Here is a 25,612-nt window from a genome sequence, read left to right as displayed (position 1 = left end):
ACTCTCTTTATTTGATGATTTCTAAACGAACGCGATTTTTATCGCACCAGTAGTAATTAATAATGGAGAATTAATAATGGAAATACATATAGGAGACCGTATCGCAGACATTACCCTGGTGGGTAAGGAAGGGAATAAGGTACAACTTACCATTGACGGAAAGCCCTACGAAGTGGACATTGTGATGGCAGAGAACGGAAGTTGCTCCATCCTGCACAACGGAAACTCGTTCAACGCAGGCCTTGTGCGCGGCGAGGGCGGCAAGAGTTATGACATCAGCATGCTCCAGCGTTCCTTTCATGTGGACATTGTAGACACGCAAGCCAAGTATCTGCACATGAAGAAAGGAACCGACGAGAAGCAGGGCGACAAGATTCTGGCACCGATGCCGGGCAAGGTAGTGAGCATCCCCGTCAAGGTGGGCGACCGACTGGCTGCCGGAGACATTGCCGTGGTGCTGGAAGCCATGAAGATACAGAGTAACTATAAGGTGAATGCCGACTGCATCGTCCGCAACATTCTCGTGAGCGAGGGCGAACCGGTAAATGCCAATCAAGTATTGATTGAATTGGAGTTGATAAAGGAGGAATAATCCCGAGTCGCATTCAGTCCGTATATTATAAATCACTAAATTGTAAATGCAAATATGAACAGAGAAGAAATATATCGCCAGTTTGAGGAACTGGACAAACGTGCCTCGCTGGGTGGGGGCGTAGACAAGATAGAGAAACAACACGCCTCCGGCTGCATGACTGCCCGCGAACGTATTGACATGCTGCTGGACAAAGGCTCGTTCAATGAGTTGGACAAGTTCGTGAACCATCGCTGCACCAACTTCGGCATGGAGAAGAAGCAGATTGCCGGAGACGGCATGGTGTCCGGTTACGGAAAGATAGACGGCCGCCTTGTATTTGTCTATGCCTACGACTTCACGGCGCACGGCGGTTCGCTCAGCGAGACGAATGCCGCAAAGATTGTGAAGGTGCAGCAGCTTGCCCTGAAGAACGGCGCTCCCGTCATTGCCCTCAACGATTCGGGCGGCGCGCGCATTCAGGAAGGTGTGAACAGCTTGGCAGGCTATGCCTCCATCTTCTATCAGAACACCATTGCGTCGGGTGTCATCCCGCAGATATCTGCTATTCTGGGGCCGTGTGCCGGTGGGGCATGCTACTCTCCGGCGCTTACCGACTTTATCTTCATGGTAAAGGAGCAGAGCCACATGTTCATCACCGGTCCGGACGTGGTAAAGACCGTGACCCACGAGGAGGTGGACAAGGAGGAACTGGGCGGTGCCTATACGCATAGCAGCAAGAGCGGCGTTACCCACTTCATGTGCAATACGGAGGAGGAGACACTGATGAGCATCCGCGAGCTGCTGAGTTTCCTGCCGTCCAACAATATGGAGGATGCTCCCTTCACTCCCTGTTCCGACGATATCCATCGCCGGGTAGAGACGCTTCAGACCGTCATCCCCGAAGACCCGAACATGCCCTATGACATCAAGGATATTATAGAACCGGTGCTGGACAACCAGTACTTCTTCGAAGTGATGCCTCACTTTGCCAAGAACGTCGTTATCGGTTTCGGTCGTCTGAACGGGCGTTCGGTAGGTATCGTGGCAAACCAACCTGCCTATTTGGCGGGTGTGCTCGATATTGATGCCAGCGACAAGGCGGCACGTTTCATTCGTTTCTGCGACTGCTTCAACATCCCGCTGATAACCTTCGAAGATGTTCCCGGCTTCTTGCCCGGAACGATGCAGGAGCACAACGGCATCATCCGCCACGGCGCCAAGATTGTCTATGCCTACGCTGAGGCTACCGTGCCCAAGATAACGCTGATTACCCGCAAGGCATACGGCGGCGCCTACATCGTGATGTCCAGCAAGCCGACGGGTGCCGACGTGAACCTGGCTTATCCGCAGGCGGAAATCGCCGTGATGGGTGCCGAGGGTGCAGTGAACATCCTCTACCGCAAGTCCTCTGCCGAAGAGAAGCAGGAGATTATCAAGGAGTATGAAGACAAGTCTCTTTGAGGGTTATCCCAATCTTTGGGGCGGAGGAGTGGCACACTCTGTCCTGATTCTGTCCCTGGTCATCACCTTCGGTATCATGCTGGGCAAGTTGAAGGTGGCGGGTATCTCGCTGGGTGTCACCTGGATTTTGTTTGTGGGCATTGTCTTCGGACATTTCGACATGAACCTCGACGAACATCTGCTGCACTTCCTGAAGGAGTTCGGCTTGATACTGTTTGTCTATTCCATCGGTCTGCAAGTGGGACCGGGATTCTTCTCCGCTTTCAAGAAGGGCGGACTTACGCTGAACATGGTAGCAATGCTTTCCGTCTTCCTCAGCGTGGTTATCACCATTGTGTTGCACTTTGCCACCGGAATTCCCATTACTACGATGGTGGGTATCTTGTCCGGAGCCGTGACCAATACCCCCGGTCTGGGTGCTGCCCAGCAGGCAAACAGTGACCTCAACGGGGTGGATGCTCCGGAAATCGCACTCGGATATGCCGTTGCCTATCCGCTGGGTGTGGTGGGCTGCATCCTGGCGCTGCTTGCCTTGAAGTTCTTCATGCGGATTAACACCAAAAAAGAAGAGGAGGATGCCGAGCACGGGCTGGGCCATCTGCAGGAGCTGACCGTGCGTCCCATATCGGTAGAGATACGCAATGAGGCAATAGACGGCAAGCGGATCAGAGATGTGAAACCATTGTTGAACCGTGCGTTTGTCATCTCCCGCATCCGGCACACCGGCAGTCAGGAAACAGAACTGGCGAATGCCGATACGGTGCTGCACATGCAGGATGAAATTCTGTTCATTGCCAACCCGAAAGATGTGGAGGCCATTGTTGCCTTCTTCGGAAGAAAAATTTCGGTGGAGTGGGAACGGGAGGACAAGAACCTGATTTCACGCCGCATCCTCATCACTAAGCCGGAACTGAACGGCAAGTCTCTGTCTCAGCTCAAGATACGTAACAACTTCGGTGCCTGCATCACCCGTATCAACCGTTCGGGCGTGGATCTGGTGGCAACTCCCCACTTGCAGTTGCAGATGGGAGACCGTGTGACGATTGTAGGCAGTGAGCTTGCCGTGAGTCATGCGGAGAAGGTGCTGGGTAACTCGCTGAAGCGTCTCAACCATCCAAACTTGATTCCTATCTTCCTGGGTATTGCCCTAGGATGTATCTTGGGCAGTCTGCCGTTCATGTTCCCCGGCATTCCCCAACCCGTGAAACTGGGACTGGCCGGCGGACCGTTGGTGGTTTCCATCCTCATCAGCCGTTTCGGGCCTCAATATAAGCTGATAACCTACACGACGATGAGTGCCAATCTGATGATACGCGAAATCGGTATCGCCTTGTTCCTGGCCTGCGTGGGGTTGGGTGCAGGAAAGGGATTCATCGATACCATTATCTACGAAGGCGGCTATGTGTGGATTGGATACGGTGCCATCATCACGGTCGTTCCGTTGCTGGTGACAGGATTCATGGGGCGCTATTTCTGGAAGCTGAACTACTATACGCTGATAGGTGTGCTGTCCGGAGCTAACACCAATCCGCCTGCATTGGCCTATTCCTCGGACTTGACATCCTGCGATGCCCCTGCGGTGGGATACGCCACGGTCTATCCGTTGGCTATGTTCCTGCGGGTGCTGACGGCTCAGTTGCTGATACTGGCGCTGGCGTAGGGGTTCATCACGGATAATCTGTGTCACACGGATTGATTTGATAACAAGTAATGTAAAGAGAGCTAACAAGTAATGTCAGGCAGCTTTACATTACTTGTTATTTTTGTTTGTAGTATTCCTCCGCTTGTGCCAGTGTCTCCGGTTTGCCGATGTCGAACCAGCGGAATCCTTGTAGCGGATAGCCTTGTATGTGCACCTTTGTGCAGGCGGACAAGTAGAAAGGAATGATGGAGAACTTGCCGTTCCACTGCCCATCGTCCATCAGGTGGAAGAGGGAGGGGGAGATGATGTGGATTCCTCCGAAGGCGAGTTCCCGGTACTTCGTTTCCCGGTAGTCGAAGCCTGCCGGTTTCACCTCTCCGGTAGACTTGTTTATCCAGCCGTGCAGGTGGTAGTTGTCGTCGAAAAGGAGATAGCGGGAAGTCTTGCGCTCGCTCACAAGCAGGGTAGACTCCGCATCGCTCTCCAGATGGTGGCGATAGAGACCTGCAAGGTCAATATCCGTCAGAATATCCGCGTTGTGCACCAGAAAAGGTTCTTGTCCGTCCAGAAAGGGGCGTGCCTTTTTGATGCCTCCTCCGGTGTCGAGCAGCATGCCGCGTTCGTCGCTGATGTGAATCTCCGTGCCGAAGTTGTCGTGGGTACGGAGGAAGTCGATAATCTGCTCCCCGAAGTGGTGGATATTGACCGTTATCTCGTTGAATCCTGCTTCCTTCAACCGCAGTATCACCCGTTCCAGCATGGGCTTTCCTGCTACGGGAACGAGGGCCTTGGGCATGTGGTCCGTCAAGGGGCGCAACCGGGTGCCCAGGCCGGCGGCGAAAATCATAGCTTTCATATTGGCATATTCTCACATTAGCACATTAAACTTTGGCCTTAAACGTCTGTTCAATATTCTGTTCTCTATGTATCAGGTTCACTTGCACGCCGAACTTCTTGTGTAGATGTTCCGCCAGGTGTTGTGCCGAGTAGACGGAGCGGTGCTGCCCGCCGGTGCAGCCGAAGCAGACAGACAGGTTGGTAAAGCCACGTTCCATGTAGCGCTTCACGGAAGCGTCGACAAGGGCGTAGGCATGCTCCAGGAATACGGCTATCTCGCCGTCATCTTCCAGAAAGCGGATAACGGGTTCGTCCAGTCCCGTGAAGGGCTTGTAACGCTCGTACTTGCCGGGGTTGTTCACAGCGCGGCAGTCAAAGACGAAACCTCCTCCGTTGCCCGTGGAATCTTCGGGGATACCTTTTTTGTAGGCAAAGCTGGTGACTTTCACCACGAGGCGGCGCTTTTGCAGGTCGTCTGTAAACTGTTTCAGCTCGGTAAGTTCGCGCAGAATCCGGCAGAGGTAGGGATATTCGGGATAAGGCTCTTGGAGCAGCTGGCGCAGGTTCTCGATGGCGAAGGGGACACTTTGTATGAAGTGGGGCTTCTTCTCGAAGTAGCCGCGGAAGCCGTAGGCGCCCAGCACCTGCATGGTGCGGAATAACACGAAGTGGCGGAGCTGGGCATGGAAATATGCCTCGTCTACGGGCTGGTACTTGCGCAGGGCGTCGATGTATTCCTTCAGCAGCTCTTGGCGCAGGCTGTCGGGATAGTTGGCTTTGGCCTGCCACAGAAAGGAGGCTACGTCATAGTAGACCGGACCTTTGCGACCGCCCTGAAAGTCGATGAGCCAGGGCTCGCCGTCCTTTATCATGACGTTGCGGCTCTGGAAGTCGCGGTACATGAAGGTGGCGGAGCTGCTGCGGAGCAACACGTCCGCCATCTTCTGGAAGTCGTCCTCCAGGCGGTCTTCCTGAAAGTCCATCCCTGTTGCCTTGAGGAAGCAGTACTTAAAGTAGTTCAGGTCCCACAGTATGCTGCGACTGTTGAACTCCGCCTGCGGGTAGCAGTAGGAGAAGTCCATGCCGTCGGCCCCGGCAAACTGCACGGCGGGCAGCAGGCGGAGGGTCTTGCGCAGCAACTGCTTCTCATCCTCGCCGAATACGCTGGTCTTGCGTCCCTTCTCTATGGCATTGAACAGAAGCGAGTCGCCCAGGTCTTCTTGCAGGTAGTAGATGTCATCTTCGGAGCGGATGAACACTTGCGGCACGGGCAGTCCTTTCTGGCGGAAATGTTCTGCCATGTAGAGGAAGGCGCGGTTCTCCTCCACGGACTCTCCGCTGACACCGATAAGTGTAGGGTTTCCGCTGAGGCGGAAGTAGCGCCGGTTGGAGCCGGAGGAGGGGAGTTCGTCAATCTGTTCCGGTTCGTGTCCGGTATGTGCGATGTAGAGTTTCTTAAGTTCTTCGGTTATCATGGTGATATGTTTTATTTTCGCAGCTAAGATAAAACTTTTGTCGGAGATATGTTTACCTTTGCAGGAGGAAAATGTGCTAATGTGCCAATATGCCAATGTGCCAATGACCTGCGGCATGGGGAAGTAGCGCAAGTATAGCGCAGCCGATTAGCACATTGGCACATTAAATCATTAGCACATTAATTATGCGTTCCATTCCTCAGTTTCTCATAGCCGCCCCTACATCGGGCAGTGGAAAGACCACCGTCAGTCGTGGACTGATGGCATTGTTTGTGAAGAAAGGTCTGAAGGTGCAGCCTTTCAAGTGCGGTCCCGATTATATAGATACTAAGTATCACGAGGCGGTATGTGGCCGTCCTTCCATCAATCTGGATATTTTCATGGCATCTCAGGAGCACGTAAGCAGTCTGTATGCACGCTATTCGGCAGATGCTGATGTTGCCGTGGTCGAGGGGATGATGGGGATGTACGACGGGTACGACCGCGACCGGGGCTCGTCGGCAGAAGTGGCACGGCTCTTGGGTATTCCTGTGGTGCTGGTGGTCGATGCCAAGTCGGCTGCCTATTCCATGGCTCCTTTGTTGTCGGGGTTCATCAATTTCCGTCCGGATATACGTATTGCGGGAGTTATCTTCAATCGTGTCGGCTCACCCCACCACTACCGGATGCTGCAGGAGGTCTGTGAAGACTTGAACGTGACTTGTCTGGGCTATCTGCCCAAACGGAAGGAACTGGAGCAGGAGTCACGCCATCTGGGGCTGGATTTCAGCCGTTCTAAGGAGACGGAGGGGCTGGACATGCTGGCAGGCTTGCTGGAGGAACATGTGGACTGGGAACTGCTGCTCTCGACAATCGGGCTTCCATTGCCTGCGGCGGCAGTGGAGGAGAAGTCGGTACTATCAGAGCCGGGGAAGCTGCATATCTCGGTAGCGCGCAACGAAGAGTCCTTTTCCTTCCTCTATGCGGAGCATCTGGATATTCTGCGCCGTATGGGCACGGTCACTTTCTTCAATCCGGAGCAAGACCGGGCTATTCCGCAAGAGACGGATTTGCTCTATCTGCCCGGCGGCTATCCCGAGAACCGTCTGGAGGAACTTGCCGGGGCAAGGCTTGCCAGGGAGTCTATCCGCAGCTATATAGAGGCCGGTGGCAGGACGCTGGCAGAATGCGGGGGGATGATATATCTTTCGCAGTCCGTTCTTTCTGATGGGGATACGGACGGGGGAAGTATTGATACCGATGGAAGAATCGCCGGAGATGGCGGGAGAAGCAGCGGAAGCGATGGAAGAAACGCCGGGAGCAGTGTAGGCAATATCAGAAATGAGATGGTAGGAGTATTGCCTTTCAGCGTTACAAACGAGCGTAAACGCAGGAAACTGACATTGGGATACCGCCGGTTCGACTATAACGGATGGCGGCTTAAAGGACACGAATTCCATTATACGCAGTTTGCCGTGCCCGAAACTGATGGAAAAGAAGGTGGTGCGTGCAGTCTTCCTCCCTCGATAGCGCAGGTCTACAATGCCAAAGGAGGGAAGGTAATCACTCCCGTCTTTCGCTATAAGAATCTGATAGCCAGTTATATGCATCTGTATTGGGGCGAGGTGGATGTGATGGCTTTGTTCGGTGAACTCTAAAATAGCGCATTGATATTTTATGTAATTTCGTTTGTGTTCTTGAAATAGTGGAGTATCTTTGTTTTCATTTAAATATATTATGATTATGAAACTGAATACTTATCGCTTGTCTTCTTTGGAAGACCCTACTGATTTATCAAATAGAGTATGAAAAGAGTCTATACCAAAACTGGAGACAAAGGAACAACGGGTATTCATGGTGGCGCGCGTGTGCCGAAAGATGACATCCGTATCGAGGCAAACGGATGCCTTGATGAATTGAATGCCGTAATTGGTATCGTGCGCTCCATGCTGGCGGCAGAAGATGGTTGGCAGGAGTTGCTGCATGCTGTCCAGCGGGAACTGATGGTGGTAATGAGCCATGTGGCCACTCCCTCGGGAGTGGTAAATCCTAATCCGCTTTCTGCCGCAGAGCTCACGCTACGTTGTGAGCAGGAGATGGATGCCATGACCGTCCTGCTAACGGACAACGGCTACTTCCTTTTGCCCGGTGGCACTCCCATATCAGCCCAACTGCAGTTTGCCCGTACCGTGGCCCGCCGTGCCGAACGTCGTTTGTGGACACTCCATCGCCAAGACCCCGTGAACGAGGATATTCTGCGCTTCATCAACCGCCTTTCGGACTTGTTCTTCGTCATGGTCCGCATGGAGATGCAGCGGCAGGACTGGCCGGAGGAGAAATGGCAAGAGTTTGCCTACAAAAGGAAAAGACAGTAAGCACTTATCGCTAACCGCCGGGAAGCTGTTTTCAGCATAGGGGTTCTATTTGCTGTCCGAGCCTTAAATCATACAGACATGCCCGTACTTCCGCTTCGCTGCCGATATGCTTTCCTGCATCGTCGGACAGCTTCACGCATTCGCGCCATTCCTGGTTGACGTTCATCTTGCATTGCGTCAGTTTCATTACAATGTTGGAGGGCTTGAATCCGGTATCATTCGTCAGATTGGTGCCGATGCCGAAGGAGCAGCGGATTTTGCTCCTGCAATGCTCCTGGATGTCGAGTGCCTTGCCAAAGTCGAGCGCATTGCTGAAGACGATGGTTTTAGTGGTAGGGTCGATGCCCAGTTCGCGGTAGCGGGCAACGAGCTTGTCGGTGAAATCGAATTCATCGCCGGAGTCGCAGCGTACACCGTCGAATAGTTTGGCCTGCTTGCGGCTCAGGTTACTTAAGAAAATGCCGGAGGTATAGGTATCGGACAGTGCGATGCCCAAGTCACCGTCGTACACGTTCACCCAGTTTTCCAAGGCCATGTAGTTGGCGTGTTTGTAGCCGAACTGTGCGCCGTGGAACATGAACCATTCATGCGGATGCGTCCCCATAGGCTTCATGCCGTATTTCATGGCGAAGTGGCAGTTGGAAGTCCCGGTACAGTATTCGGCGGCTTCCTTCAGACGGTCTATGACTTTGTCCTGTACCTCGAACGAGAAGCGTCTCCGGGTGCCGAACTCTGAAAAATACAGCTGGTGTCGGTTGGAGAGTGCCACCTTTTCGGACAGTTTGCAGAGTATGCCGTCCATGTCGGCCACGTTTCCCAAAGAACGGTTCTTTATTTCGGATACGATGGAAAGCAGGGGGACTTCGTAAAGGGTGGCCTTGTACAGATAGTCCGTGATTTCAATGTTCAGGTGCCGGTCCTCGTCCAGATGGATGCTTACCTTCTCCGGCTGGAAGCGGAAGGAGGAGAGCCACTCCCAATAGACCCTCGGCAGGAAACGGCAGTGGCGGGTCATGTATTCCAGCTCTTCGGCAGTAAGTACGGTCTGTGCCAGGCTGTCCACCGCCTCTTGCAGTTCCTTCAGAAACGTGTCCGTATAGGCGGTGTCGTCTCTGTCCTTGAAGCTGAAAGTGCCCATGGCATAGGGAAACAATTTGATGTAGGCATACGAGGTGGTGAATTTGTAAAGGTCTGTATCGAGTATGGTATGAATCATGGCAAAATATTCTTTAGTTATGATGTTCGATTTTGGGGATGAAGATAGTGAAAATTTCTTATTTGACCAGCCTCTATCTGTTAACAACGGCATATTCCTATTAAACCATGTTATAAATAAGATCGTTATGAGCTGAAATTTTGGAGAATTCGGAGGAGTCCGTATATTTGCAATGTGTTTTTCATAGTATTAGATTTAAGGTTAACAAAAGATTGGCTGTCTGGGATAGATAGCCTTTTTTTATGCCTTCACTTTTCCTTTTCCGTAGAGGTGGCGTGTAGTGCAGAGCGCCAAAGTTCCATAGACCAATACTTGTATCCACATCGTCAACATCTGCGGCCATACGTCGGCCAGCGTTCCACCCATTGAATTCAGTTTTACAAAAGCAAGTACGGCAGGACCTGCCGGAAACAGATAGTGGGCTGTCTGCCAATACCACGGCATCAGCTCCAGCGGATAGGACACGCCCGAAAGGAAGATATAGCCCACAGAGAAGAAGGCTATCATCAGCAACGGCGCTTCGGAGTCTGTAAACCAGCGGGAGACGGCCAGGGCAAGGAAACTCGTGCCCAACAGGAAGGGTATCATCATTGTGACGATGTCTCCTCCGCTGCCGATGTGTGGGATGCTGAACAGGTGCGGCAACAGTCCCAGCAGGAATAGGGAAAACACCACGTAGAGCATGAAGTATACGAAGGTCCTGCCTCCGACAATCCGTAATGTATCCTTCAATGAGTCGGCACGCATCAGCCGTATTCCTTTTCTTCGGGCTTCCGCTTCCTCGCCCGTCAGCATGGCAATCACCATCAGCATCGTCTGGAAGATGATGACAATTAGGACAGCGGGAATCAGATAGGAACCGTAGCCCTCTGTATAGTTGTAGAGCGCCGTGCCGGACACGCTGACGGGAGCGGACGAAGCCACTGCCAGCAGTCCTTGCGGAGGTAGGAATACGGTGCCCTCCATGCGGTGGGCATCGTTCACGGCAAGCATGACGCGCGCACTGGATTCTTGCAGTCCTTTGAAGTTGAGGAAAGCGTCCGTGGCGGCATAGAGTACGAAGACCGAAGTCTCGCCCCGTGCTACACGTGTCTCGAAGTCGGCAGGCAGGTAAAGGATGCCTGCTACGTCGCCCTGCTTCATCCATTGGCGGGCTTCGAGGATGTTGGGTGTCTGGCCGTAGACGGCGGTCTGGGGAGTGGCGTCGAGCAGTCGGATGTATTCGCGGCTGAGGGCGGAGTGGGAGAGGTCTACCACTGCGACGGGAGCCTTGCGCACCAGGTTGGGGGCGTACATGTAGTTGTAGAGCAGTCCGTAGAGGAAGATACCGCCTGCCAGCACGAGCAGGATGGCGGGATTGGTGGCGATGGCATGCCACTCGTGGCGGATGACGGAAGCTGTTGACAATGCGGTAGGTGGGCAAGGTGATGGGGAGGCAGAGATTGCTTCCTCCCTTATCTCTTTTTTTATCCACCATTTCAGCAATGGCAGTATCAGCAGTGCTGCCAATAGGAAGATGAAGAGTGTAGCTACCGACTGCCAGAAGTAGGCAAACCCTGCATCGAAGTAAATCATGGCTTGTGCTGCCTCCGTGAAGTGCCGCACGGGGAAGAGGTAGGAGGCCTCATGCACGGGCGCATACATGGCTGTAACGGGAAACGTGACTCCGGACAGCGTAGCCCCCAACGACCCCACCATGGATACTACACTGATGATATAGGCAATCTTGGGAAAGACAGAATAGATAAAGACCGCCAATGCCTGGGTAGCGATGATGAAGAGCACGGTCACTGCATTCATCAGCCACAGACTGCCAGCGAAGGGGATATGTAGCGGGCCGAACAGTACATAACATAGTTTGCCAGGATACCGATGGACGAGAAGATGAGGGTATAGGGCAGCAGTTTCCCTGCTACGGCAGTGAGGATATTGCCTCGTGCCATCTCCAGCCATTCGCCGGCGCTGCCGAATTTCAGTTCGCTGCCTATGGAGTAGACGGTGGTGAGCAGGATGAGTATCTGGAACAGTACGAAAAAGAAAGGCTGGCTCAGGTAGATGGAGTAGTCCATGTCCGGGTTGTAGAGGGGATGGGTACTGGCTTCTACGGGGAGCAGGAAGGTTTGTATCTGTTCTCCGCTAACTCCCAGAGCTTCGGCCTGCATCACGATGGGCGAGAGCGCCACGGGGGCAAGCGTATTCTCGAACGCCGCCATCAGCTCGCTGCCTACCGAAAGAAGGGCATAGTGGTAATAATAGGTGAGCGTTGCGCCAGTTCCCGTCACCGCCTTCTGTTCGAAGCGGAGCGGGATGACGAGGTAGCCGTATATGTCCTTCCGTTGCAATGCCCGGCGTGCGTTGGCTTCGTCGGTGAAGTGCTTTGTCACACGGAAGGTGGGGGCGGCAGAGATGCGCTGGGAGATATTGCGCGAAGTGGCAGTGTTGTCCAGGTCGACGATACCCACGGGAATGTTCTCCATCTGTCCGTTTCCAAAGATGGTGGCCATGAAGAACAAACAGAGCAAGGGTAGCACGACGCAGACGCCGAGGTATAGACGGCGGGAGGTCATGCGGTGCCATTCGCGACGGATAACCATGCGGAGCGCTTTCATTGCGTAGCCAAATTCTTTATCTTTCATTTTTTATTCTTCATTTTTAAGAGTACGGACATCCCCGGTCTCAATCCCTCTACCTGCTGTGTGGGACGTGCGTGTATTTCGAACGTCTGCATGTCATAGCTGCCCGTCTGTTTGGTGGATTTCCAGGTGGCGAAGCTGCCCAGCGGACTGATGTAGTAGATGCGGAATTCAATGTCCTTGCCGTTGATGGCGGGGACATCGGCACGGAAAGTGCCTCCTATCTTGAATTGCGGCATCAGGTCCTCGCGTATGTTCAGTACCACGTGTGCATCGTCCATCACGACGAGGCTCATGATGGGAGTTCCGGGAGCCACCAGTTCTCCGCGTTTGGGGAAGATGGTGGCTATCTGGCCGTCTTCGGGAGCGGTGAGACGGGAGTCGACGAGGAGGGAGGAGACTTCATCGACGGTGCTTCGCGCCGCTTCCACCAGGCTGCGAGCCGAGGCGCGGTCCTCGCTCTGCGCTCCGTCCACGGCCATCTGGTATTGCTCGTAGGCGGCACGTTCGGCGGCTTGGGCGGCTTTGTACATGGCTTCCACCTCGTCACGCCGCTGGGAGGTGACGACACTGTCCTTATAAAGCGTTACAATGCGTTGGTAAGTGGTCTTGGCGAGGGCAAGGTCGCTCTGCGTCTTGTTCCAGAGTTGCCGGGCGGTGGCCACAATCTGGCGGCGGGTACCGGCGTCTATCTTCTTGTTCTGCTCCTGGGCCACCTGCTCCTGGGCATTCACCTGGCGGTATTTGGCTTCGATGGTGGGGCTGTTGATGACGACAAGCGTATCGCCTGCCTTCACCCAGTCGCCCTCTTGTACGAGGAAGGAGTCCACACGTCCGGGTAGCTTTCCGCTGATACGTATTTCCGTTGCTTCCACTTGTCCTTGCAGGACCAGGGGCTGCCGGCTCATGAGTAACATGCCGGCAAGTGAAATGATGACCGTTGCAGCCAGGATAATGACGAATGCAATGCTGATGCTTTTATTATTGATTTTCATAAAGGGTAGGTTTTAATAAGTTGTCTCGAAATATTTCTCGAACCGTTCCGGCGTTCCGCAGATAGCCAGCAGGTTCATCAGTGCCACATCATATTCGTAGTAGGCTGCCAGACGCGCCACGCGGACGGTTGCCAGCATCGTTTCCGCATCTACGACCTCGGTACTGGTTGCCATGCCTTCGGCAAAGGATTTCTTGCGGATTCGCACCAGCTCTTCGCTCAGCTCGATGGTGGTATTCAAGGCGCGTACGTTGTCTTGTGCCTTTTGCAGTTGGGTGTAGAGCTTGTCGATGCCTACGCTCAGGTCTTCTTTGGCTTTTTCTTGTCCCAGGGCAAGGGTCTGCTGGGTTATCTTCGACTGGCGGATGCGCTTCTCACGCGCCAGTCCGTCGAACAGGTTCCAGGTGAAGCCCACACCTACGATGGTGCGGGGGACAAGATTGCTTTGTATGCCGTGGGCATAGAGGGTCTGCTTGCCGAATACGGCGATGTCCGGCAGGTAGCCGCTCTGGTCGATGCGGAGCTGCTGGCGGGCAATCTGTGACTGCAGTTGCAGTTGGTTCACGGTGTAGTTCTCCACCCGCATGGCTTGCAGGAACTCCTCTTTGGCGGGCAGTTGGTCGTTGATGAAAAGCTTCGAAGTAGGATGGATGCTGCATGTGTCTTGCAGGTTGAGCAGGGTGCGCAGGGCACTTTGCACGACGGAGGCCTCCTTCCGGGCAGCCTCCAGTGAACGGGCAGCTTCATCCATATTCACTTGGGCAAAGAGCCGGCCTGCCTTGTCTATCATGCCGGCAGCTTCCAGTTTAAGGGCATTCTGGTAATGGCGTTGTAGGCTGTTGTAAGTCTCCTGCCGCACGCGTACTACCTCTTGCGCAAGTTTCAGCCCGAAGTAGCTTTCTGCCAGCAGGGTGCGTTGCGTGGCATCGGTCTGTCCCCGGTTTTCGCGGGCAATGTCTATCATGGTGTTGCCTATCTTCGAGGCCCGGATGCGCTTGCCGCCGGAGAATACGACCCATTCGGCGGTCAGGCCGACGGAAGTCAGGTTGCGTGGAGCCAGTGGAAAGGCAAGGGTATGGGAGCCTATCTGGTCGAGTATGCTGCTGATGAATTGGTCGTCCGGCACGATGTTGTGCACAAAGTCCTTTGCCGGGTCGGTGAACTGGGAAAGGGGCTGTTTTACTTCTATCTTTTCGGAAAGATGCACGAACGTACCGGCACCTTGCAGGGAGGGGTACCAGAGGGCATTCAGTTTGTCACGTTCCGCACGGGCGGCTTCAATTCCCTTGTCGGCTATTTTCAGGCTGCGGTTGCCGTTTTGCATCTGCCTTAGGGCATCACCGAAGCTAAGGGGAAGGGAGGTTTGTGCGGCCACTCCACCGATGGCAAGCAGTACGCAGGCAGCAGCCGGAAAGAATCTCCGGCATAATAGATTATTCATAAGTTCGTTCGGTTTAGGGGTTCTTGTTTCTCTAAACAAGAGGAGGTGGGAATTGTTCAGTAGTCATCTTTTTGAATAGAACGTTACAAATATAACGAATAGTTTCCGAAGATATGGCTTATGAATGGGAGAGATATTCGGATTTGCACTATCTTTGCATTCGCTAAAATGGAATTTATGGAGAAACTTCATCCGATTATGTTTGCCGGGACGGGTAGTGATGTGGGAAAGAGCATCATTGCTGCCGCCTTCTGCCGCATCTTCAAGCAGGACGGCTATCAGCCCGCACCGTTCAAGGCACAGAATATGGCGCTCAATTCATTTGCCACTCCCGAAGGGCTGGAGATAGGCCGTGCCCAGGCTGTGCAAGCAGAAGCCGCCGGAGTGCCTTGCCACACGGACATGAATCCGCTGCTGCTGAAACCACAGTCGGACCATACCTCGCAGGTTGTTCTTAACGGGCGTCCTATCGGCAACCGCAATGCTTATGATTATTTCCGCAAGGAAGGACGCGACGAACTGCGCCGGGAGGTTTGTGCTGCCTACGACCGCCTTGCCGCCCGCTATAATCCCGTTGTGCTGGAAGGCGCGGGAAGCATCTCCGAAATCAATCTGCGGGATACCGACCTTGTCAATCTGCCGATGGCCCTGCATGCCGGAGCCGATGTAATTCTTGTGGGCGACATTGACCGTGGCGGTGTGTTTGCCAGCGTCTACGGTTCGCTGATGTTGCTTCGTCCCCATGAGCGGGAGCGAATTAAAGGAATTCTTATCAACAAGTTCCGGGGGGATATACGTCTCTTCGAGTCGGGCATTACGATGCTGGAGGAGCTTTGCGGCATTCCCGTTGTCGGGGTGGTGCCTTACTACCGTGATATCTACATTGAAGAAGAAGACTCCGTGGCGCTTGCCGCAAAGTCTGTCCGTGCCGAGAAGGGAAAGGTGAACATCGCCGTCATTCTGCTGCGCCACCTCAGTAACTTCACCGATTTTAATGTCCTGGAACGTGACCCGCGCGTACATCTCTTCTATACTAACAATGTGGATGAGCTGGCAAAGGCCGACGTCATCCTGCTGCCCGGCTCCAAGAGCACGCTTGATGACCTTTACGAATTGCGCCGTAACGGTGTGGCAGCTGCCATCATCCGTGCCCACCGTGAAGGTGCCACCGTGATGGGCATCTGCGGCGGCTATCAGATGATGGGGCAGGAGGTGCTCGACCCTGAGCATGTGGAGGGAGACATCGAACGCCTGCCCGGGCTGGGGCTGTTGCCCATCAGTACCCGCATGTCGGGAGAGAAGGTGACCCGTCAGGTGAAGTTCGGTCTGTGCAATCCCCATTCTCCATCTTCCACTCTCCATTCTCCATTAATGCAGGGCTATGAAATCCATATGGGAGTGACCACCCCCGTGGAAGGTGCTCCCGATTCTCCCCTGAATCTTCTGGAGAACGGCTCTACCGATGGTTATTACGTGGACTCCACCTGCATGGGGACCTATATTCATGGCATTCTCGACAATCCGGAATTCATAGATTTCCTGCTTGTGCCTTTTGCAGACAAATTGTCCGGGAATGCCGGCACTTTCGATTATCATACATTCAAAGAAGAACAATACGATAGGCTTGCCGAGCACGTGCGCCGCTACGTCAACCTGCCGCTTATCTACCAAATATTGACAAAGAACCATGATTGAAGGACACGGAGACGATTCCTATAAATACAGCCGTCCGATTACGGCCAATTTCAGCTCGAACGTTTACAGCAGGGTGAATCTCTCTGCCTTGAAGGCGCATCTGTGTGCCCGGATTGACAGCATCGGCAACTATCCCGAACCGGAGCCTTACACGCTTGAGGCCTGCCTTGCCCGCCACCACCACCTTCCTGCCGAGGCAGTGTGCGTGACGAACGGAGCTACCGAAGCCATCTATCTCACAGCACAGACTTTCCGCGGGACAAACACCGTCATTGTGCAACCCACTTTCAGTGAATATGCCGATGCCTGCCGCATGCACGGCCATCGGGTCACTTCCCTCTACCGACTTCCCATGGAGAGCGAGGGGTATCGCTTGCCGGAAGAGGTGCGCATGCTGTGGCTGTGCAATCCCAATAACCCTACCGGAACGGTCGTGGAGAAGGAATATCTGGCAACACTTATCGGTCATAATCCGCAGGTATGTTTCGTCATTGACCAGTCCTACGAGTTTTTCACCTTGCGTCCACTTTTCTCTGCTGCCGAGGCGGCGGAGTTTCCCAACGTCTTGCTGCTGCACTCCATGACCAAGCGCTATGCCGTTCCCGGTCTGCGACTGGGATATGTCACCGGCGCTCCCCACCTGCTGCATCGCCTGCGTACCAACCGTATGCCCTGGTCGGTCAACCAGCTTGCCATTGAGGCAGGGCTCCATCTGCTGGAACACGATGTTCCCAATCCGCTGGATGTGGCGTCTTATTTGCAAGAGGCTGCCCGCCTGCGCAGTGCGCTCGAGGCATTGGGAGGACTGGAAGTGTGGACTACCGAAACCCATTTCATGCTGGTGTGCCTCCGTATGGGCAAGGCTTCCGCCTTGAAAGACTATCTGGCCGGGGAGCATGGCATCCTGATTCGGGACGCCTCCAACTTCGACGGGCTGAATGAGCACTTTTTCCGCATAGCCGCCCAGAGCCGGGAGGAGAATGACAGGCTTGTAAAAGCAGTAGGACAATGGCTTGAGGAGGAATAACCGATGGAAGAAGATGTGCTTATACTTTTGGGTGTCGCCTTCAACTTGAACCTGCCGCTTCTCACAGCCTGGCTGCTCGATTACTGGCTGGGCGACCCGTCATGGCTACCCCATCCGGTTGTGGCTTTCGGCAAGGCCATCTCTTTCTGTGAGCACCGGTTGAACCGGGGCGATTCGCGTTTTCTGAAAGGAGCGCTTATGACGGTGCTCCTCGTGGCTGGTGTGTATTTCGTCACGCTTCTGCTGCTCCGTTTGGCGGCACTCTTTTCTCCGGGCATGCTGCTGACGGTGCAGATACTGCTGATGTTCTATTGCCTGGCAGGTACTACACTGGTCCGTGAAGTGCGCATGGTATTCAAGGCGGTAGACCGTTCTTTGGAGGAAGGCCGAAAACAAGTGGCGCGCATCGTGGGCCGTGATACATCTGCGCTCTCGGCGCAGGAGGTACGCACTGCTGCATTGGAGACATTGGCGGAGAATCTGAGTGATGGGGTGGTTGCTCCCTTGTTCTGGTATCTGCTGTTGGGAGTTCCGGGCATGCTTGCCTATAAGATGGTGAACACGCTGGATTCCATGGTCGGCTACAAGAACGAGCGCTATTGTCGGTTCGGCTGTTTCGCCGCCCGCCTGGACGACGCTGCCAATTACATTCCCGCCCGTCTGACAGCCTTTCTGATGGTGCTGGTTTCCGGTCGTCTTTCCTTGTTTGCTTTTGTGGGCAGATATGGCAGCCAGCATGCCAGTCCCAATTCCGGTTATCCAGAAGCCGCTCTTGCCGGTATTCTGGACTGCCGTTTCGGAGGTCCGCACAACTATTTCGGCGAGGAGGTATGGAAACCTTATATCGGTTCTAATGAACGGCCTCTGAAGACGGAAGATATGCGTGTGGCTGTCCACATCAACCGGCGTGTGGAGTGGTGGATGGTGGTTGCCGTAATCGTGACATCGACCTTGGCTTCCTTTTGTTTTTAAAATGTTGTTATTTTAACTGATTCTTTGTCCGTTCCAAAAAGATATAATATCTTTACAAGACCGCATTGCATTAAAAATGTAACTTTTAAAGCAGGTAAAGTGTTATAAATGAGGATAAAGCAACTGTATATTCCTTTTCTTTATTTGGTTTGGGAGCACAATAATTGCATCGGCAACAGATAAAGCGGATTCTTGGACTAAAGAAAACCTTTTCCGTGGAGAAATCCGTATGGCCATTGCCCAGAGCGACCTTAAAAGTTGCCAGCCATAGTCTGGCACAGATAGACCAGCTTGAAATGCAGCTGATTCTGGAGATACAGCAATACCTTCTGGTTATAGATGCCCGTTATCTGATGGCCACCGGAGAGCATGAGGCAGCCTTGACCGCCTACAATGTGCCAAGCCCGATGAGTATGACAAAAGCATCGCATTGATAGACGAGGTGCCCCCTACGGTACTGAACAATTACGTCTTCACCTTTGCCACTTTGATAAACTACAAGGCGAGTACGCAATATGACAAGGGGGACATTGACATGGGGCCATCGAGACCCGGTGCTACCTGATGCGCGAGCAGGATTCGCTGAACAATGCCTTCTCGGCCAGCCAGTTGAAGCAGGTGAAGGAGATTTATCACATTGACGAGCTGCTGTTGGAGAAGCAGAAGATTCAGGACATGAATTGCCGCATAGGATTTATACTCCTGGGCGTCTGTCTGCTGCTGATGCTGCTTTTCTATCTGAGAATAAAACGAACTTGATTCGCCATGAAATCAATGCCCATTTTATTCATTATTTGGGAGGTATCTACAAAGTACAAACCGAAGCGGAGGAAGGCCCTACTATTTCGTTCATTATTCCTTGTCGAGATGGATGTGGACGATGCCACCATAGGGCGTCAATGCGTCGAAGGCTTCTTCGGCTTTGAGGATGCCGACATAGAGTTGCGCGCAGATTAATACGCCTCCGTGTGCGAAGATGGCAACGCGTGCATAGGGCTTCTTTCTCAACTCGTCCAGAAACTGGCCGACACGCCGGTATTGCATGGTAAAAGATTCTCCGCCGGTAGCTGCCACGTTCATGTAGTCGGCATACCATTCCTGCAGGCGCGGGTCTTCATTCTGCTCGAACGGCTTCATCTCCCAGTCGCCAAAATTGATTTCCATAATTCGTTCTTCCCGTTCCGCATCGGGATAGCCGCAATAGGCGGCGAGACGTACGCAACGGGTAAGGGGGCTGGTGTAGACGTGGTCGAACGGGAGGTATGTTTTCAGGTTTTCTGCCGTCACGGCGGCTTCCGCTTCAAACGTGGGCTTCAGGGGAACATCGGTCTGCCCATAGCATACGCCCGGAGGAACATCTACCGAAGTGTGTCGGATGAGTATTACTTCCATCTTTGATTTTCAGTTGTTAATTTATAATCAGAATAAGGCTTCCCAAGTAGAAGGATAGCTCGCAGAGCAGGAAAGTGGCCCCACAGCAGTCACCCGTATATCCTTGCAGGCGCCGTTTCATCAGCCGGTACAGCAGGAAGAAGGTGAGCAGGGGAAAGAGGGTGGCAATCCACAGTTTTATAGGCAGCAGCAGTACGAAGGGAAGCAGACCGCAGATAAATCCGGCCAGCAACTCGTGCCGGTTCATGCGGTTGTAGACGGCCTTGTTTTTGCTCTCTTCCTCTTTCCGGGCATAGGGTAGGTAGTTGACTATCTGGGAGGCACAGAACTTGGACCAGCAGTCACCGCAGAGCACGAGGATGCAGAGAAGTTCCAATGGCAGGTGATGAAGTTGGAGCAACAGCAGGAAATAACATGTCAATCCGATGACACCGTAGCTTCCGATGTGGGAATCCTTCATGATGGCAAGAGTCCGTTCGCGGGTGGTGCCGCCGCCGAAACCGTCGAGGAAGTCCGCCAGTCCGTCTTCGTGCAGGCAACCGGTGACAAGCAGGCGTGCGATGAGGGCAAGAATCCATGCCAATGACATCGGCATAATCTGTCCGGCAAGCCACAGTACTGCCGCCATCACGCCTCCCGTCAGCCAGCCTACGAGCGGCCAATAGGGAACCACATGCTTGAAACACTCTGCCGGTACTTCCTTGATTTTCCAGAAGGGCAGTCGGGTGAGCATTATGAATGCAGCTAATACATTGTTCATGTTAGAAGTATTTGGTGATGGAGGCATGTGCAAAGTTATCCATTTCGTTGAGCATCCGCACGGCCGAGTCGATAATGGGATATGCACAGATGGCCCCTGTTCCTTCTCCCAAACGCAGTCCCAGGTTCAGCAGTGGGCGGGCATGCAGAGCGTCGAGCACTAGCCGGTGGCCATGCTCGTCTCCGCAGTGCCCGAAGATGGCATAATCCGTCACTTCCGGATAGAGCCTGGCGGCGGCAAGCAAGCAGTTGGTCATGATGAATCCGTCAACAAGGATAATCATCCTCAGCTCAGCAGCTTGCAGCATGGCGCCTATGGCCATCACCATCTCCAGTCCGCCAAAGTAGCGGATGATGTCCCGGGTAGAGCCGTCACCTTTGTAGTTCTCCAAGGAGTGCTTCAACACTTCGTACTTGTGGCGGATGCCTGTGCTGTCGAGTCCGCTGCCCGCGCCTACACATTGTTCCAGAGGAATGCCGGTGAAGCAGGCCATCCATAGGGAGGATGAAGAAGTGTTTCCGATACCCATTTCACCGAAGCTGAGGACATTGCTGCCTTCTTCATGGCATTGTCTCACCACCTCGGCGCCCCGCTCTAGGCACATCTCCATTTCCTCTTCCGTCATGGCGGCCTCGTGCAGATAATTTCTGGTGCTTTTGCGCACTTTCATATTGATGATGCCTTTCTCGTAGGGGAGGTCGTAGTCTACTCCTGCATCTACTATCTTCAGGGTAAAGCCGTGCTGCCGGCAGAGGAAATTGACACCTGCCCCTCCATGGAGGAAGTTACTGATTTGCTGCCAAGTGATTTCCTTTGGAGAGAGGCTGACACCTTCTTCTACAATGCCGTGGTCGGCGGCGAAGATAATGTTTTGCGGATGTTTCAAGGCGGGGGATAATGTCTGTTGCATGAGTCCGATTTGGAGTGCCAGTTCTTCTAAAGTGCCCAACGAACCTTTGGGTTTGGTCAGGTTGTTGATTTTGTCAATCAATGCAGGACGGATTGCCTTGTCCGGACGTGTGATATGAAAAGTTTTCATCAGTCTGTTGATTTTTGATTGTTTGTAGTTTTATGGATGAGTATTTTTTACGGTAAGTGGGATGCCGGCTACCATCAGTGTCACTTCGTCGGCATGGGCGGCTACATATTGGTTCATCCAGCCTTGCATGTCCGTGAACTTTCGTTGCAGTTCGTTCTCGGAAGTTCCTCCCATGCCTATTTCATTGGTCACGAAGATGAAGGTTGCGTCTTGTGCCGTGAAGCGGTCGAACTCCGCCTTTGCTGCGGCAAGTGCCCGGTCGGTATCTGAATTCAGGTCGAAGAAAAAGTTGGTACACCATAGGGTGATGCAGTCTATCAGGACAACCCGTCCCTCCAGCCGGTGGCGGCTGAGTTCTTTTTCCTCTTCGATGTTTGTCCATTCCGGTCCCCGGCATTCTTGGTGCCGGATTACCCTCTGGCGGAATTCTTCGTCCCAGATGCGTGCCGTGGCAAGATAAACGGGCGTGGGAGAGAGCTCGAGTGCCAGCTTTTCCGCATAAGTGCTTTTGCCGGAACGTGCTCCTCCGGTGATGAGTATGATTCGTTTCATTGGTATTTGGTCTGTATTTTGAAAGAATATCTTTGTTTTCCCGAGCAAAAATAAGAAATATTTGACGAAACGTTTGTTTTTTTACAATACTTCGGTAAATTTTTACCGAAAATTTAAAAGTTAAACAATAGAATCGGCAAAAGCTGGTTCGAAAACACGAAAGAGGTCATTGAAATGTTGTCAAGAACGAATGGTTAAGCATGAATAAATGTACCCAAAAGATGCTAACCTGCTGACAATAAGGGTGAAAGTTATTACATGATTCATTGTTCTTTAGTAAATTATAAGTCCTTCAACTCTTCTGATTATGGCTTACGAAACACTCCTTATACAATACTAATTTTATTTCTCTACAGACGATTCGATGGATGGATGCGAAATCCTGGATTATTACAGAACCAGGTTCCAACTGAAATCTTGTTTTAGAGATGGCAAGCAGCATGCCGGAATCACCAACTGTCAGTCAACAGACCTCAGAAAGTTGGATTTTCACTTCAATGCGTCGCTCGCAGCTGTCAACTTGGCCAAAGCGGCATGTAAGAGGCTCGGAATAACCTATTTCATATTCTCTTGCAAGTCATTCATGCACAATGCTTATATGCTTGAACGATTTATTGGCGTGTTTGGAATTAACCCAGCCCCGCAAGTTATTGACAAACTTTTCAAAGAACTCATCTTATTTACTGCCAGAGCCGCTTAGGCTTGACGAATTTTTACCGAACTATTGTTTTTTAGGAAGTAATTTATTAACTTTGCCACCGTTTTTAAGGCATGATTTTGGGAATGTTTATGCGGCAGTAGCTCAGTTGGTAGAGCATCAGCTTCCCAAGCTGAGGGTCGCGGGTTCGAGCCCCGTTTGCCGCTCTTTTGGAAATCAGATAGTTATCGAAAGATTCCTATCTGATTTTTGTTTTTAGGCGGTGCTGGTTTTGCATGAAACTATGCGATTGAAGTCAACTAAGAAGTCAACCGAAAATTTTATGAGTGCAGCAATCAACGTAGTGTGCTACAAGTGGAAAACTTTAGCAAATGGAGAATCCCGGCCCAATCCGAAATCCCGGTGCATTTGTTAAATATTCAGGCGTAGAGTTTGACCAAGCGGAAGATTTTTACTTTCGAGTTGTATACCAGAAGTGGGAAAAACGGAAGAATAGCTTGCAAATGAAGGATTGGAGGCTTTGCTTGAGTGGATGAATACAATCGGAGTAGCAACAGAAATCACATCGCTCGGTGTTACCGAGGATATGCTGGAAGGTATCGCCGATGCTACATTTATTATGAACGGAGGGTTCAAAACACTTGTGCGGGAAGATGTGCTTTCCGTTCTACATGAAAGCCTGTAATAAATACATGAACGGCACTATTCATCAAATAAGTGGTTCAAACCCATGAAGAATAAGGAATAGGGAAAATTTCAATAGCAAGCAAAATTCGGATAAAGAGGCAATGTCACTTCACACTTGACACTGCCTCTTTTTTATATAATCTGTAATAGGGGTTATCTTCTCTGTAATTCATCTACTGTTCAGTTCATAGTTTCAACCTAATTTTGCAATATGAAAATCAGAAGAATAATTACTTGAAACAAGAATCGTCAGATATGGATGGAAAGAAGAACATTTTTAAGAAATAGTTTGCTGACTGCTGGCGGCGTATTGCTTGGAGGGTCGGCTATCTTCCGTTTTCTGAAAGAGAGTAAACCGGAAGAAGATTTTCGTCCCACGACAGTCGAGACAATATGCCAAGGTAACGGGAAAAATGTCCTTGTACTGATGAGTGCCGGTACGCGACAAGGCGATACGGACCATCTGACCGATGCCTATATCGAACGTCTATATGCCATTTCCGTCGAGGATAAGTATCCTGAGAAAGAGACCGTGCTGCTTATGACTGCGGGAGACAATAACGAGCATACTTTCGACCAGGCTTTGGGTTATTTTCATATCATCAGCGGCGTGTTGGGAGGAAAAGAGGTCGGAACTTATCTGGCGGGCGGTTGTACGGGATGTGAGAATATAGCCCGTCAAATAGCACCTGAGCATCTTGAAAAAGTCTATAAAATGGGATTGGAATTATAAACCTTAAAATAGAACAAGATATGAACAGATGTATTATTGTCATGGTCTTGCTGCTTGTGACAGCCACATCTGCACTGACAGCTTGCAGTCCTGACGATGAACCTATAACAGAAAATCCGGTGATTCCTGTTCCTAATCCCGAAGAACCGGGAAACAACGACAATTCCGGAAACGGAAATGACGATAGCGGGAATGGCAATGAAAATAATGGAGGAGAAAACGAAATGAACAGAAACATTACAGTCCGGGCAGGCGGCCGCAGCTTCGCTGCCACCCTTGAAGACAATGCCACGGCACGTGCCTTTGCCGCTCTGCTGCCGATGACGGTAACGATGAACGAGATGAACGGCAACGAGAAATACCATTACCTGTCAGAGAATTTGCCCACAGACAGTAACCGGCCGGGAACAATCCGGAACGGGGATTTGATGCTCTACGGTTCCAATTGTCTCGTCCTTTTCTATGAAACGTTCTCTTCGTCTTACAGCTACACCCGTATAGGGCGGCTCGATAATCCGTCAGGGCTGGCTTCGGCTCTCGGGCGAGGCAATGTGACCGTAACTTTTGAAACCAGTAATAACTAAAACAATATCTCAAATGAAACTTATTAAAGATACTGAGTTCGGGGGCGAACGTCCCTTGTTCGAATCTCATGACCTCCGTCTGGAGAATGTGATTATCCGTGCCGGAGAATCGGCCATTAAAGAGTGCAGTAACATCGAAGCGTTCGAATGCCGTTTCGAGGGTAATTATCCTTTTTGGCATGTGCACGGCTTCAAAATCGACCGTTGTTATTTCGATGTCGGAGGTCGCTCGGCACTGTGGTATTGCGACCACCTGAAAATGACCGACACGATTATTGATGCGCCGAAGATGTTCCGCGAGATGAACGAAATAGACATCGAGAATGTGACGATGAACGATGCCGATGAGGTGTTCTGGCGTTGCAACGGTATCCGCATTAAGAACCTCAAACTGCATGGCGGCACTTATCCTTTCATGTTCAGCAACAACATTTATGTTGACGGACTGGAAAGTGACAGCAAGTATGTATTCCAGTACGTGAAGAATGTGGAAATTCATAACGCCAAAATTACGACAAAGGATGCGTTCTGGGAGGTGGAGAATGTGACCATCTATGATTCGGAACTCAACGGCGAGTATCTCGGCTGGCACTCGAAGAACCTGCGTTTGGTGAACTGCCATATTACTGGCGAACAACCGCTCTGCTATGCACACGACCTGATACTTGAAAACTGTACTTTCGGACCGGATTGTGACCGGGCATTCGAGTATAGCACCTTGCAGGCTGATATTCGCGGAGCCATCACGAATATCAAGAATCCGATGTCGGGACACATTGTGGCCAACGAGTTTGGTTCCATCACCATAGACGAGAACATCAAGGCTCCCGCCGATTGTGAAATTCGGCTCCGAGACGAACGTACCTGTTTTACCGATTAAGGCGAA

The 25,612-nt window shown here is 52.1% G+C and carries 21 protein-coding genes, 1 tRNA gene and 4 pseudogenes; 16 read left to right on the top strand and 10 right to left on the bottom strand.

The window, feature by feature from the left end; translation table 11 throughout:
- Positions 1-76 precede the first annotated feature (76 nt).
- The 3 genes and pseudogenes from E5355_RS06485 (at position 77) to E5355_RS06475 (ending at position 3,695) form a co-directional block, all read left to right on the top strand.
- A complete protein-coding gene (locus tag E5355_RS06485) occupies positions 77-592 on the top strand; it encodes an acetyl-CoA carboxylase biotin carboxyl carrier protein subunit (protein ID WP_136009656.1) in 516 nt (171 codons plus the stop codon).
- Between the two features lie 54 nt (positions 593-646).
- A pseudogene (locus tag E5355_RS06480) lies at positions 647-2,026 on the top strand (acyl-CoA carboxylase subunit beta); the annotation flags it as partial.
- Complete coding sequence (locus tag E5355_RS06475; protein WP_136009655.1) at positions 2,016-3,695, top strand: putative transporter; 1,680 nt, start codon at positions 2,016-2,018, stop codon at positions 3,693-3,695. The pseudogene E5355_RS06480 and the gene E5355_RS06475, both read left to right, overlap by 11 nt.
- 97 nt (positions 3,696-3,792) lie before the next feature.
- On the opposite strand, the gene E5355_RS06470 is transcribed toward E5355_RS06475, so the two are convergent.
- Entirely contained in the window at positions 3,793-4,533 is a 741-nt protein-coding gene (locus E5355_RS06470) for a nucleotidyltransferase family protein (protein WP_136009654.1), read from the bottom strand.
- 25 nt (positions 4,534-4,558) lie between these two features.
- Positions 4,559-5,989 (bottom strand): phosphotransferase, encoded by a 1,431-nt coding sequence (locus E5355_RS06465; RefSeq protein WP_136009653.1) that lies wholly within the window; start codon positions 5,987-5,989, stop codon positions 4,559-4,561.
- A 185-nt stretch (positions 5,990-6,174) separates the two neighbouring features.
- On the opposite strand from E5355_RS06465, the gene E5355_RS06460 reads away from it, so the two are divergent.
- Both E5355_RS06460 and E5355_RS06455 read left to right on the top strand, forming a co-directional pair.
- Complete coding sequence (locus E5355_RS06460) at positions 6,175-7,626, top strand: cobyrinate a,c-diamide synthase (protein ID WP_136009652.1); 1,452 nt, start codon at positions 6,175-6,177, stop codon at positions 7,624-7,626.
- A 147-nt stretch (positions 7,627-7,773) separates the two neighbouring features.
- Entirely contained in the window at positions 7,774-8,343 is a 570-nt protein-coding gene (locus E5355_RS06455) for a cob(I)yrinic acid a,c-diamide adenosyltransferase (protein WP_136009651.1), read from the top strand.
- A 31-nt stretch (positions 8,344-8,374) separates the two neighbouring features.
- On the opposite strand, the gene pncB is transcribed toward E5355_RS06455, so the two are convergent.
- The 4 genes and pseudogenes from pncB to E5355_RS06435 all read right to left on the bottom strand — a co-directional run bounded on the left by pncB (position 8,375) and on the right by E5355_RS06435 (position 14,627).
- Complete coding sequence (gene pncB / locus E5355_RS06450; RefSeq protein ID WP_136009650.1) at positions 8,375-9,559, bottom strand: nicotinate phosphoribosyltransferase; 1,185 nt, start codon at positions 9,557-9,559, stop codon at positions 8,375-8,377.
- Between the two features lie 240 nt (positions 9,560-9,799).
- Positions 9,800-12,195: pseudogene (locus E5355_RS06445) on the bottom strand (ABC transporter permease).
- Positions 12,192-13,187, bottom strand: coding sequence for an HlyD family secretion protein (locus E5355_RS06440; RefSeq protein ID WP_136009649.1), 996 nt, complete (start codon positions 13,185-13,187; stop codon positions 12,192-12,194). The pseudogene E5355_RS06445 and the gene E5355_RS06440 overlap by 4 nt, the downstream one beginning before the upstream one ends.
- A 12-nt stretch (positions 13,188-13,199) precedes the next feature.
- Positions 13,200-14,627 (bottom strand): TolC family protein, encoded by a 1,428-nt coding sequence (locus E5355_RS06435; RefSeq protein ID WP_136009648.1) that lies wholly within the window; start codon positions 14,625-14,627, stop codon positions 13,200-13,202.
- Between the two features lie 177 nt (positions 14,628-14,804).
- Between E5355_RS06435 and E5355_RS06430 the strand changes: the two genes are divergently transcribed.
- From E5355_RS06430 to E5355_RS20305, 5 genes and pseudogenes are all read left to right on the top strand, one after another.
- The gene (locus E5355_RS06430; protein WP_210434516.1) at positions 14,805-16,322 is read left to right on the top strand and encodes a cobyric acid synthase; all 1,518 of its coding nucleotides are present in this window, start codon (positions 14,805-14,807) and stop codon (positions 16,320-16,322) included.
- A complete protein-coding gene (locus E5355_RS06425) occupies positions 16,315-17,349 on the top strand; it encodes a threonine-phosphate decarboxylase (protein WP_136009646.1) in 1,035 nt (344 codons plus the stop codon). The genes E5355_RS06430 and E5355_RS06425 overlap by 8 nt, the downstream gene beginning before the upstream one ends.
- A gap of 3 nt (positions 17,350-17,352) precedes the next feature.
- Positions 17,353-18,321 (top strand): adenosylcobinamide-phosphate synthase CbiB, encoded by a 969-nt coding sequence (cbiB, locus tag E5355_RS06420; protein ID WP_136009645.1) that lies wholly within the window; start codon positions 17,353-17,355, stop codon positions 18,319-18,321.
- A 215-nt stretch (positions 18,322-18,536) separates the two neighbouring features.
- On the top strand, positions 18,537-18,755 hold the full coding sequence (locus E5355_RS19810; protein ID WP_246866895.1) for a hypothetical protein: 219 nt from the start codon (positions 18,537-18,539) through the stop codon (positions 18,753-18,755).
- Positions 18,719-19,062, top strand: a pseudogene (locus E5355_RS20305) (sensor histidine kinase); the annotation flags it as partial. The gene E5355_RS19810 and the pseudogene E5355_RS20305, both read left to right, overlap by 37 nt.
- Before the next feature lie 111 nt (positions 19,063-19,173).
- On the opposite strand, the gene cobC reads toward E5355_RS20305, so the two are convergent.
- From cobC to cobU, 4 genes are read right to left on the bottom strand one after another with little or no spacing between them, the layout of a single operon-like run.
- On the bottom strand, positions 19,174-19,713 hold the full coding sequence (gene cobC / locus E5355_RS06405) for an alpha-ribazole phosphatase (RefSeq protein ID WP_136009644.1): 540 nt from the start codon (positions 19,711-19,713) through the stop codon (positions 19,174-19,176).
- A gap of 16 nt (positions 19,714-19,729) precedes the next feature.
- Positions 19,730-20,473, bottom strand: a complete 744-nt coding sequence (cobS, locus tag E5355_RS06400) for an adenosylcobinamide-GDP ribazoletransferase (RefSeq protein ID WP_136009643.1) — start codon at positions 20,471-20,473, stop codon at positions 19,730-19,732.
- A gap of 1 nt (position 20,474) precedes the next feature.
- Positions 20,475-21,512 (bottom strand): nicotinate-nucleotide--dimethylbenzimidazole phosphoribosyltransferase, encoded by a 1,038-nt coding sequence (gene cobT / locus E5355_RS06395; protein WP_136009642.1) that lies wholly within the window; start codon positions 21,510-21,512, stop codon positions 20,475-20,477.
- Between the two features lie 30 nt (positions 21,513-21,542).
- The gene (cobU, locus tag E5355_RS06390) at positions 21,543-22,064 is read right to left on the bottom strand and encodes a bifunctional adenosylcobinamide kinase/adenosylcobinamide-phosphate guanylyltransferase (RefSeq protein WP_136009641.1); all 522 of its coding nucleotides are present in this window, start codon (positions 22,062-22,064) and stop codon (positions 21,543-21,545) included.
- Between the two features lie 343 nt (positions 22,065-22,407).
- Between cobU and E5355_RS19805 the strand changes: the two are divergent.
- The 6 genes and pseudogenes from E5355_RS19805 to E5355_RS06360 all read left to right on the top strand — a co-directional run.
- Positions 22,408-22,764: pseudogene (locus E5355_RS19805) on the top strand (transposase); the annotation flags it as partial.
- A 91-nt stretch (positions 22,765-22,855) separates the two neighbouring features.
- Positions 22,856-22,928: transfer RNA gene (locus E5355_RS06380), tRNA-Gly, on the top strand.
- Between the two features lie 326 nt (positions 22,929-23,254).
- Entirely contained in the window at positions 23,255-23,407 is a 153-nt protein-coding gene (locus tag E5355_RS06375) for an iron-containing alcohol dehydrogenase (protein WP_136009640.1), read from the top strand.
- A gap of 261 nt (positions 23,408-23,668) precedes the next feature.
- Positions 23,669-24,142: a hypothetical protein gene (locus E5355_RS06370; protein ID WP_136009639.1), complete on the top strand. Its 474-nt coding sequence runs from the start codon at positions 23,669-23,671 to the stop codon at positions 24,140-24,142.
- 20 nt (positions 24,143-24,162) lie between these two features.
- Entirely contained in the window at positions 24,163-24,726 is a 564-nt protein-coding gene (locus tag E5355_RS06365; RefSeq protein ID WP_136009638.1) for a cyclophilin-like fold protein, read from the top strand.
- Positions 24,727-24,739: 13 nt separating this feature from the next.
- The gene (locus E5355_RS06360; RefSeq protein ID WP_136009637.1) at positions 24,740-25,606 is read left to right on the top strand and encodes a DUF3737 family protein; all 867 of its coding nucleotides are present in this window, start codon (positions 24,740-24,742) and stop codon (positions 25,604-25,606) included.
- Positions 25,607-25,612 lie beyond the last annotated feature (6 nt).

The sequence above is a fragment of the Bacteroides muris (ex Afrizal et al. 2022) genome (assembly GCF_004793475.1).
Taxonomy (GTDB): domain Bacteria; phylum Bacteroidota; class Bacteroidia; order Bacteroidales; family Bacteroidaceae; genus Bacteroides; species Bacteroides muris.
Note: the sequence above shows the minus strand (reverse complement) of the source record. Positions and strands in the feature narration are given on the sequence as shown.

What these genes read in the sequence shown, in the direction of transcription:
- E5355_RS06485 (WP_136009656.1), top strand. Translation starts at nt 77, where the DNA reads ATGGAAATACATATAGGAGACCGTATCGCAGACATTACCCTGGTGGGT.
- E5355_RS06475 (WP_136009655.1), top strand. Translation starts at nt 2,016, where the DNA reads ATGAAGACAAGTCTCTTTGAGGGTTATCCCAATCTTTGGGGCGGAGGA.
- E5355_RS06470 (WP_136009654.1), bottom strand. Translation starts at nt 4,533, where the DNA reads ATGAAAGCTATGATTTTCGCCGCCGGCCTGGGCACCCGGTTGCGCCCC.
- E5355_RS06465 (WP_136009653.1), bottom strand. Translation starts at nt 5,989, where the DNA reads ATGATAACCGAAGAACTTAAGAAACTCTACATCGCACATACCGGACAC.
- E5355_RS06460 (WP_136009652.1), top strand. Translation starts at nt 6,175, where the DNA reads ATGCGTTCCATTCCTCAGTTTCTCATAGCCGCCCCTACATCGGGCAGT.
- E5355_RS06455 (WP_136009651.1), top strand. Translation starts at nt 7,774, where the DNA reads ATGAAAAGAGTCTATACCAAAACTGGAGACAAAGGAACAACGGGTATT.
- pncB (WP_136009650.1), bottom strand. Translation starts at nt 9,559, where the DNA reads ATGATTCATACCATACTCGATACAGACCTTTACAAATTCACCACCTCG.
- E5355_RS06440 (WP_136009649.1), bottom strand. Translation starts at nt 13,187, where the DNA reads ATGAAAATCAATAATAAAAGCATCAGCATTGCATTCGTCATTATCCTG.
- E5355_RS06435 (WP_136009648.1), bottom strand. Translation starts at nt 14,627, where the DNA reads ATGAATAATCTATTATGCCGGAGATTCTTTCCGGCTGCTGCCTGCGTA.
- E5355_RS06430 (WP_210434516.1), top strand. Translation starts at nt 14,805, where the DNA reads ATGGAGAAACTTCATCCGATTATGTTTGCCGGGACGGGTAGTGATGTG.
- E5355_RS06425 (WP_136009646.1), top strand. Translation starts at nt 16,315, where the DNA reads ATGATTGAAGGACACGGAGACGATTCCTATAAATACAGCCGTCCGATT.
- cbiB (WP_136009645.1), top strand. Translation starts at nt 17,353, where the DNA reads ATGGAAGAAGATGTGCTTATACTTTTGGGTGTCGCCTTCAACTTGAAC.
- cobC (WP_136009644.1), bottom strand. Translation starts at nt 19,713, where the DNA reads ATGGAAGTAATACTCATCCGACACACTTCGGTAGATGTTCCTCCGGGC.
- cobS (WP_136009643.1), bottom strand. Translation starts at nt 20,473, where the DNA reads ATGAACAATGTATTAGCTGCATTCATAATGCTCACCCGACTGCCCTTC.
- cobT (WP_136009642.1), bottom strand. Translation starts at nt 21,512, where the DNA reads ATGAAAACTTTTCATATCACACGTCCGGACAAGGCAATCCGTCCTGCA.
- cobU (WP_136009641.1), bottom strand. Translation starts at nt 22,064, where the DNA reads ATGAAACGAATCATACTCATCACCGGAGGAGCACGTTCCGGCAAAAGC.
- E5355_RS06375 (WP_136009640.1), top strand. Translation starts at nt 23,255, where the DNA reads ATGAATACAATCGGAGTAGCAACAGAAATCACATCGCTCGGTGTTACC.
- E5355_RS06370 (WP_136009639.1), top strand. Translation starts at nt 23,669, where the DNA reads ATGGAAAGAAGAACATTTTTAAGAAATAGTTTGCTGACTGCTGGCGGC.
- E5355_RS06365 (WP_136009638.1), top strand. Translation starts at nt 24,163, where the DNA reads ATGAACAGATGTATTATTGTCATGGTCTTGCTGCTTGTGACAGCCACA.
- E5355_RS06360 (WP_136009637.1), top strand. Translation starts at nt 24,740, where the DNA reads ATGAAACTTATTAAAGATACTGAGTTCGGGGGCGAACGTCCCTTGTTC.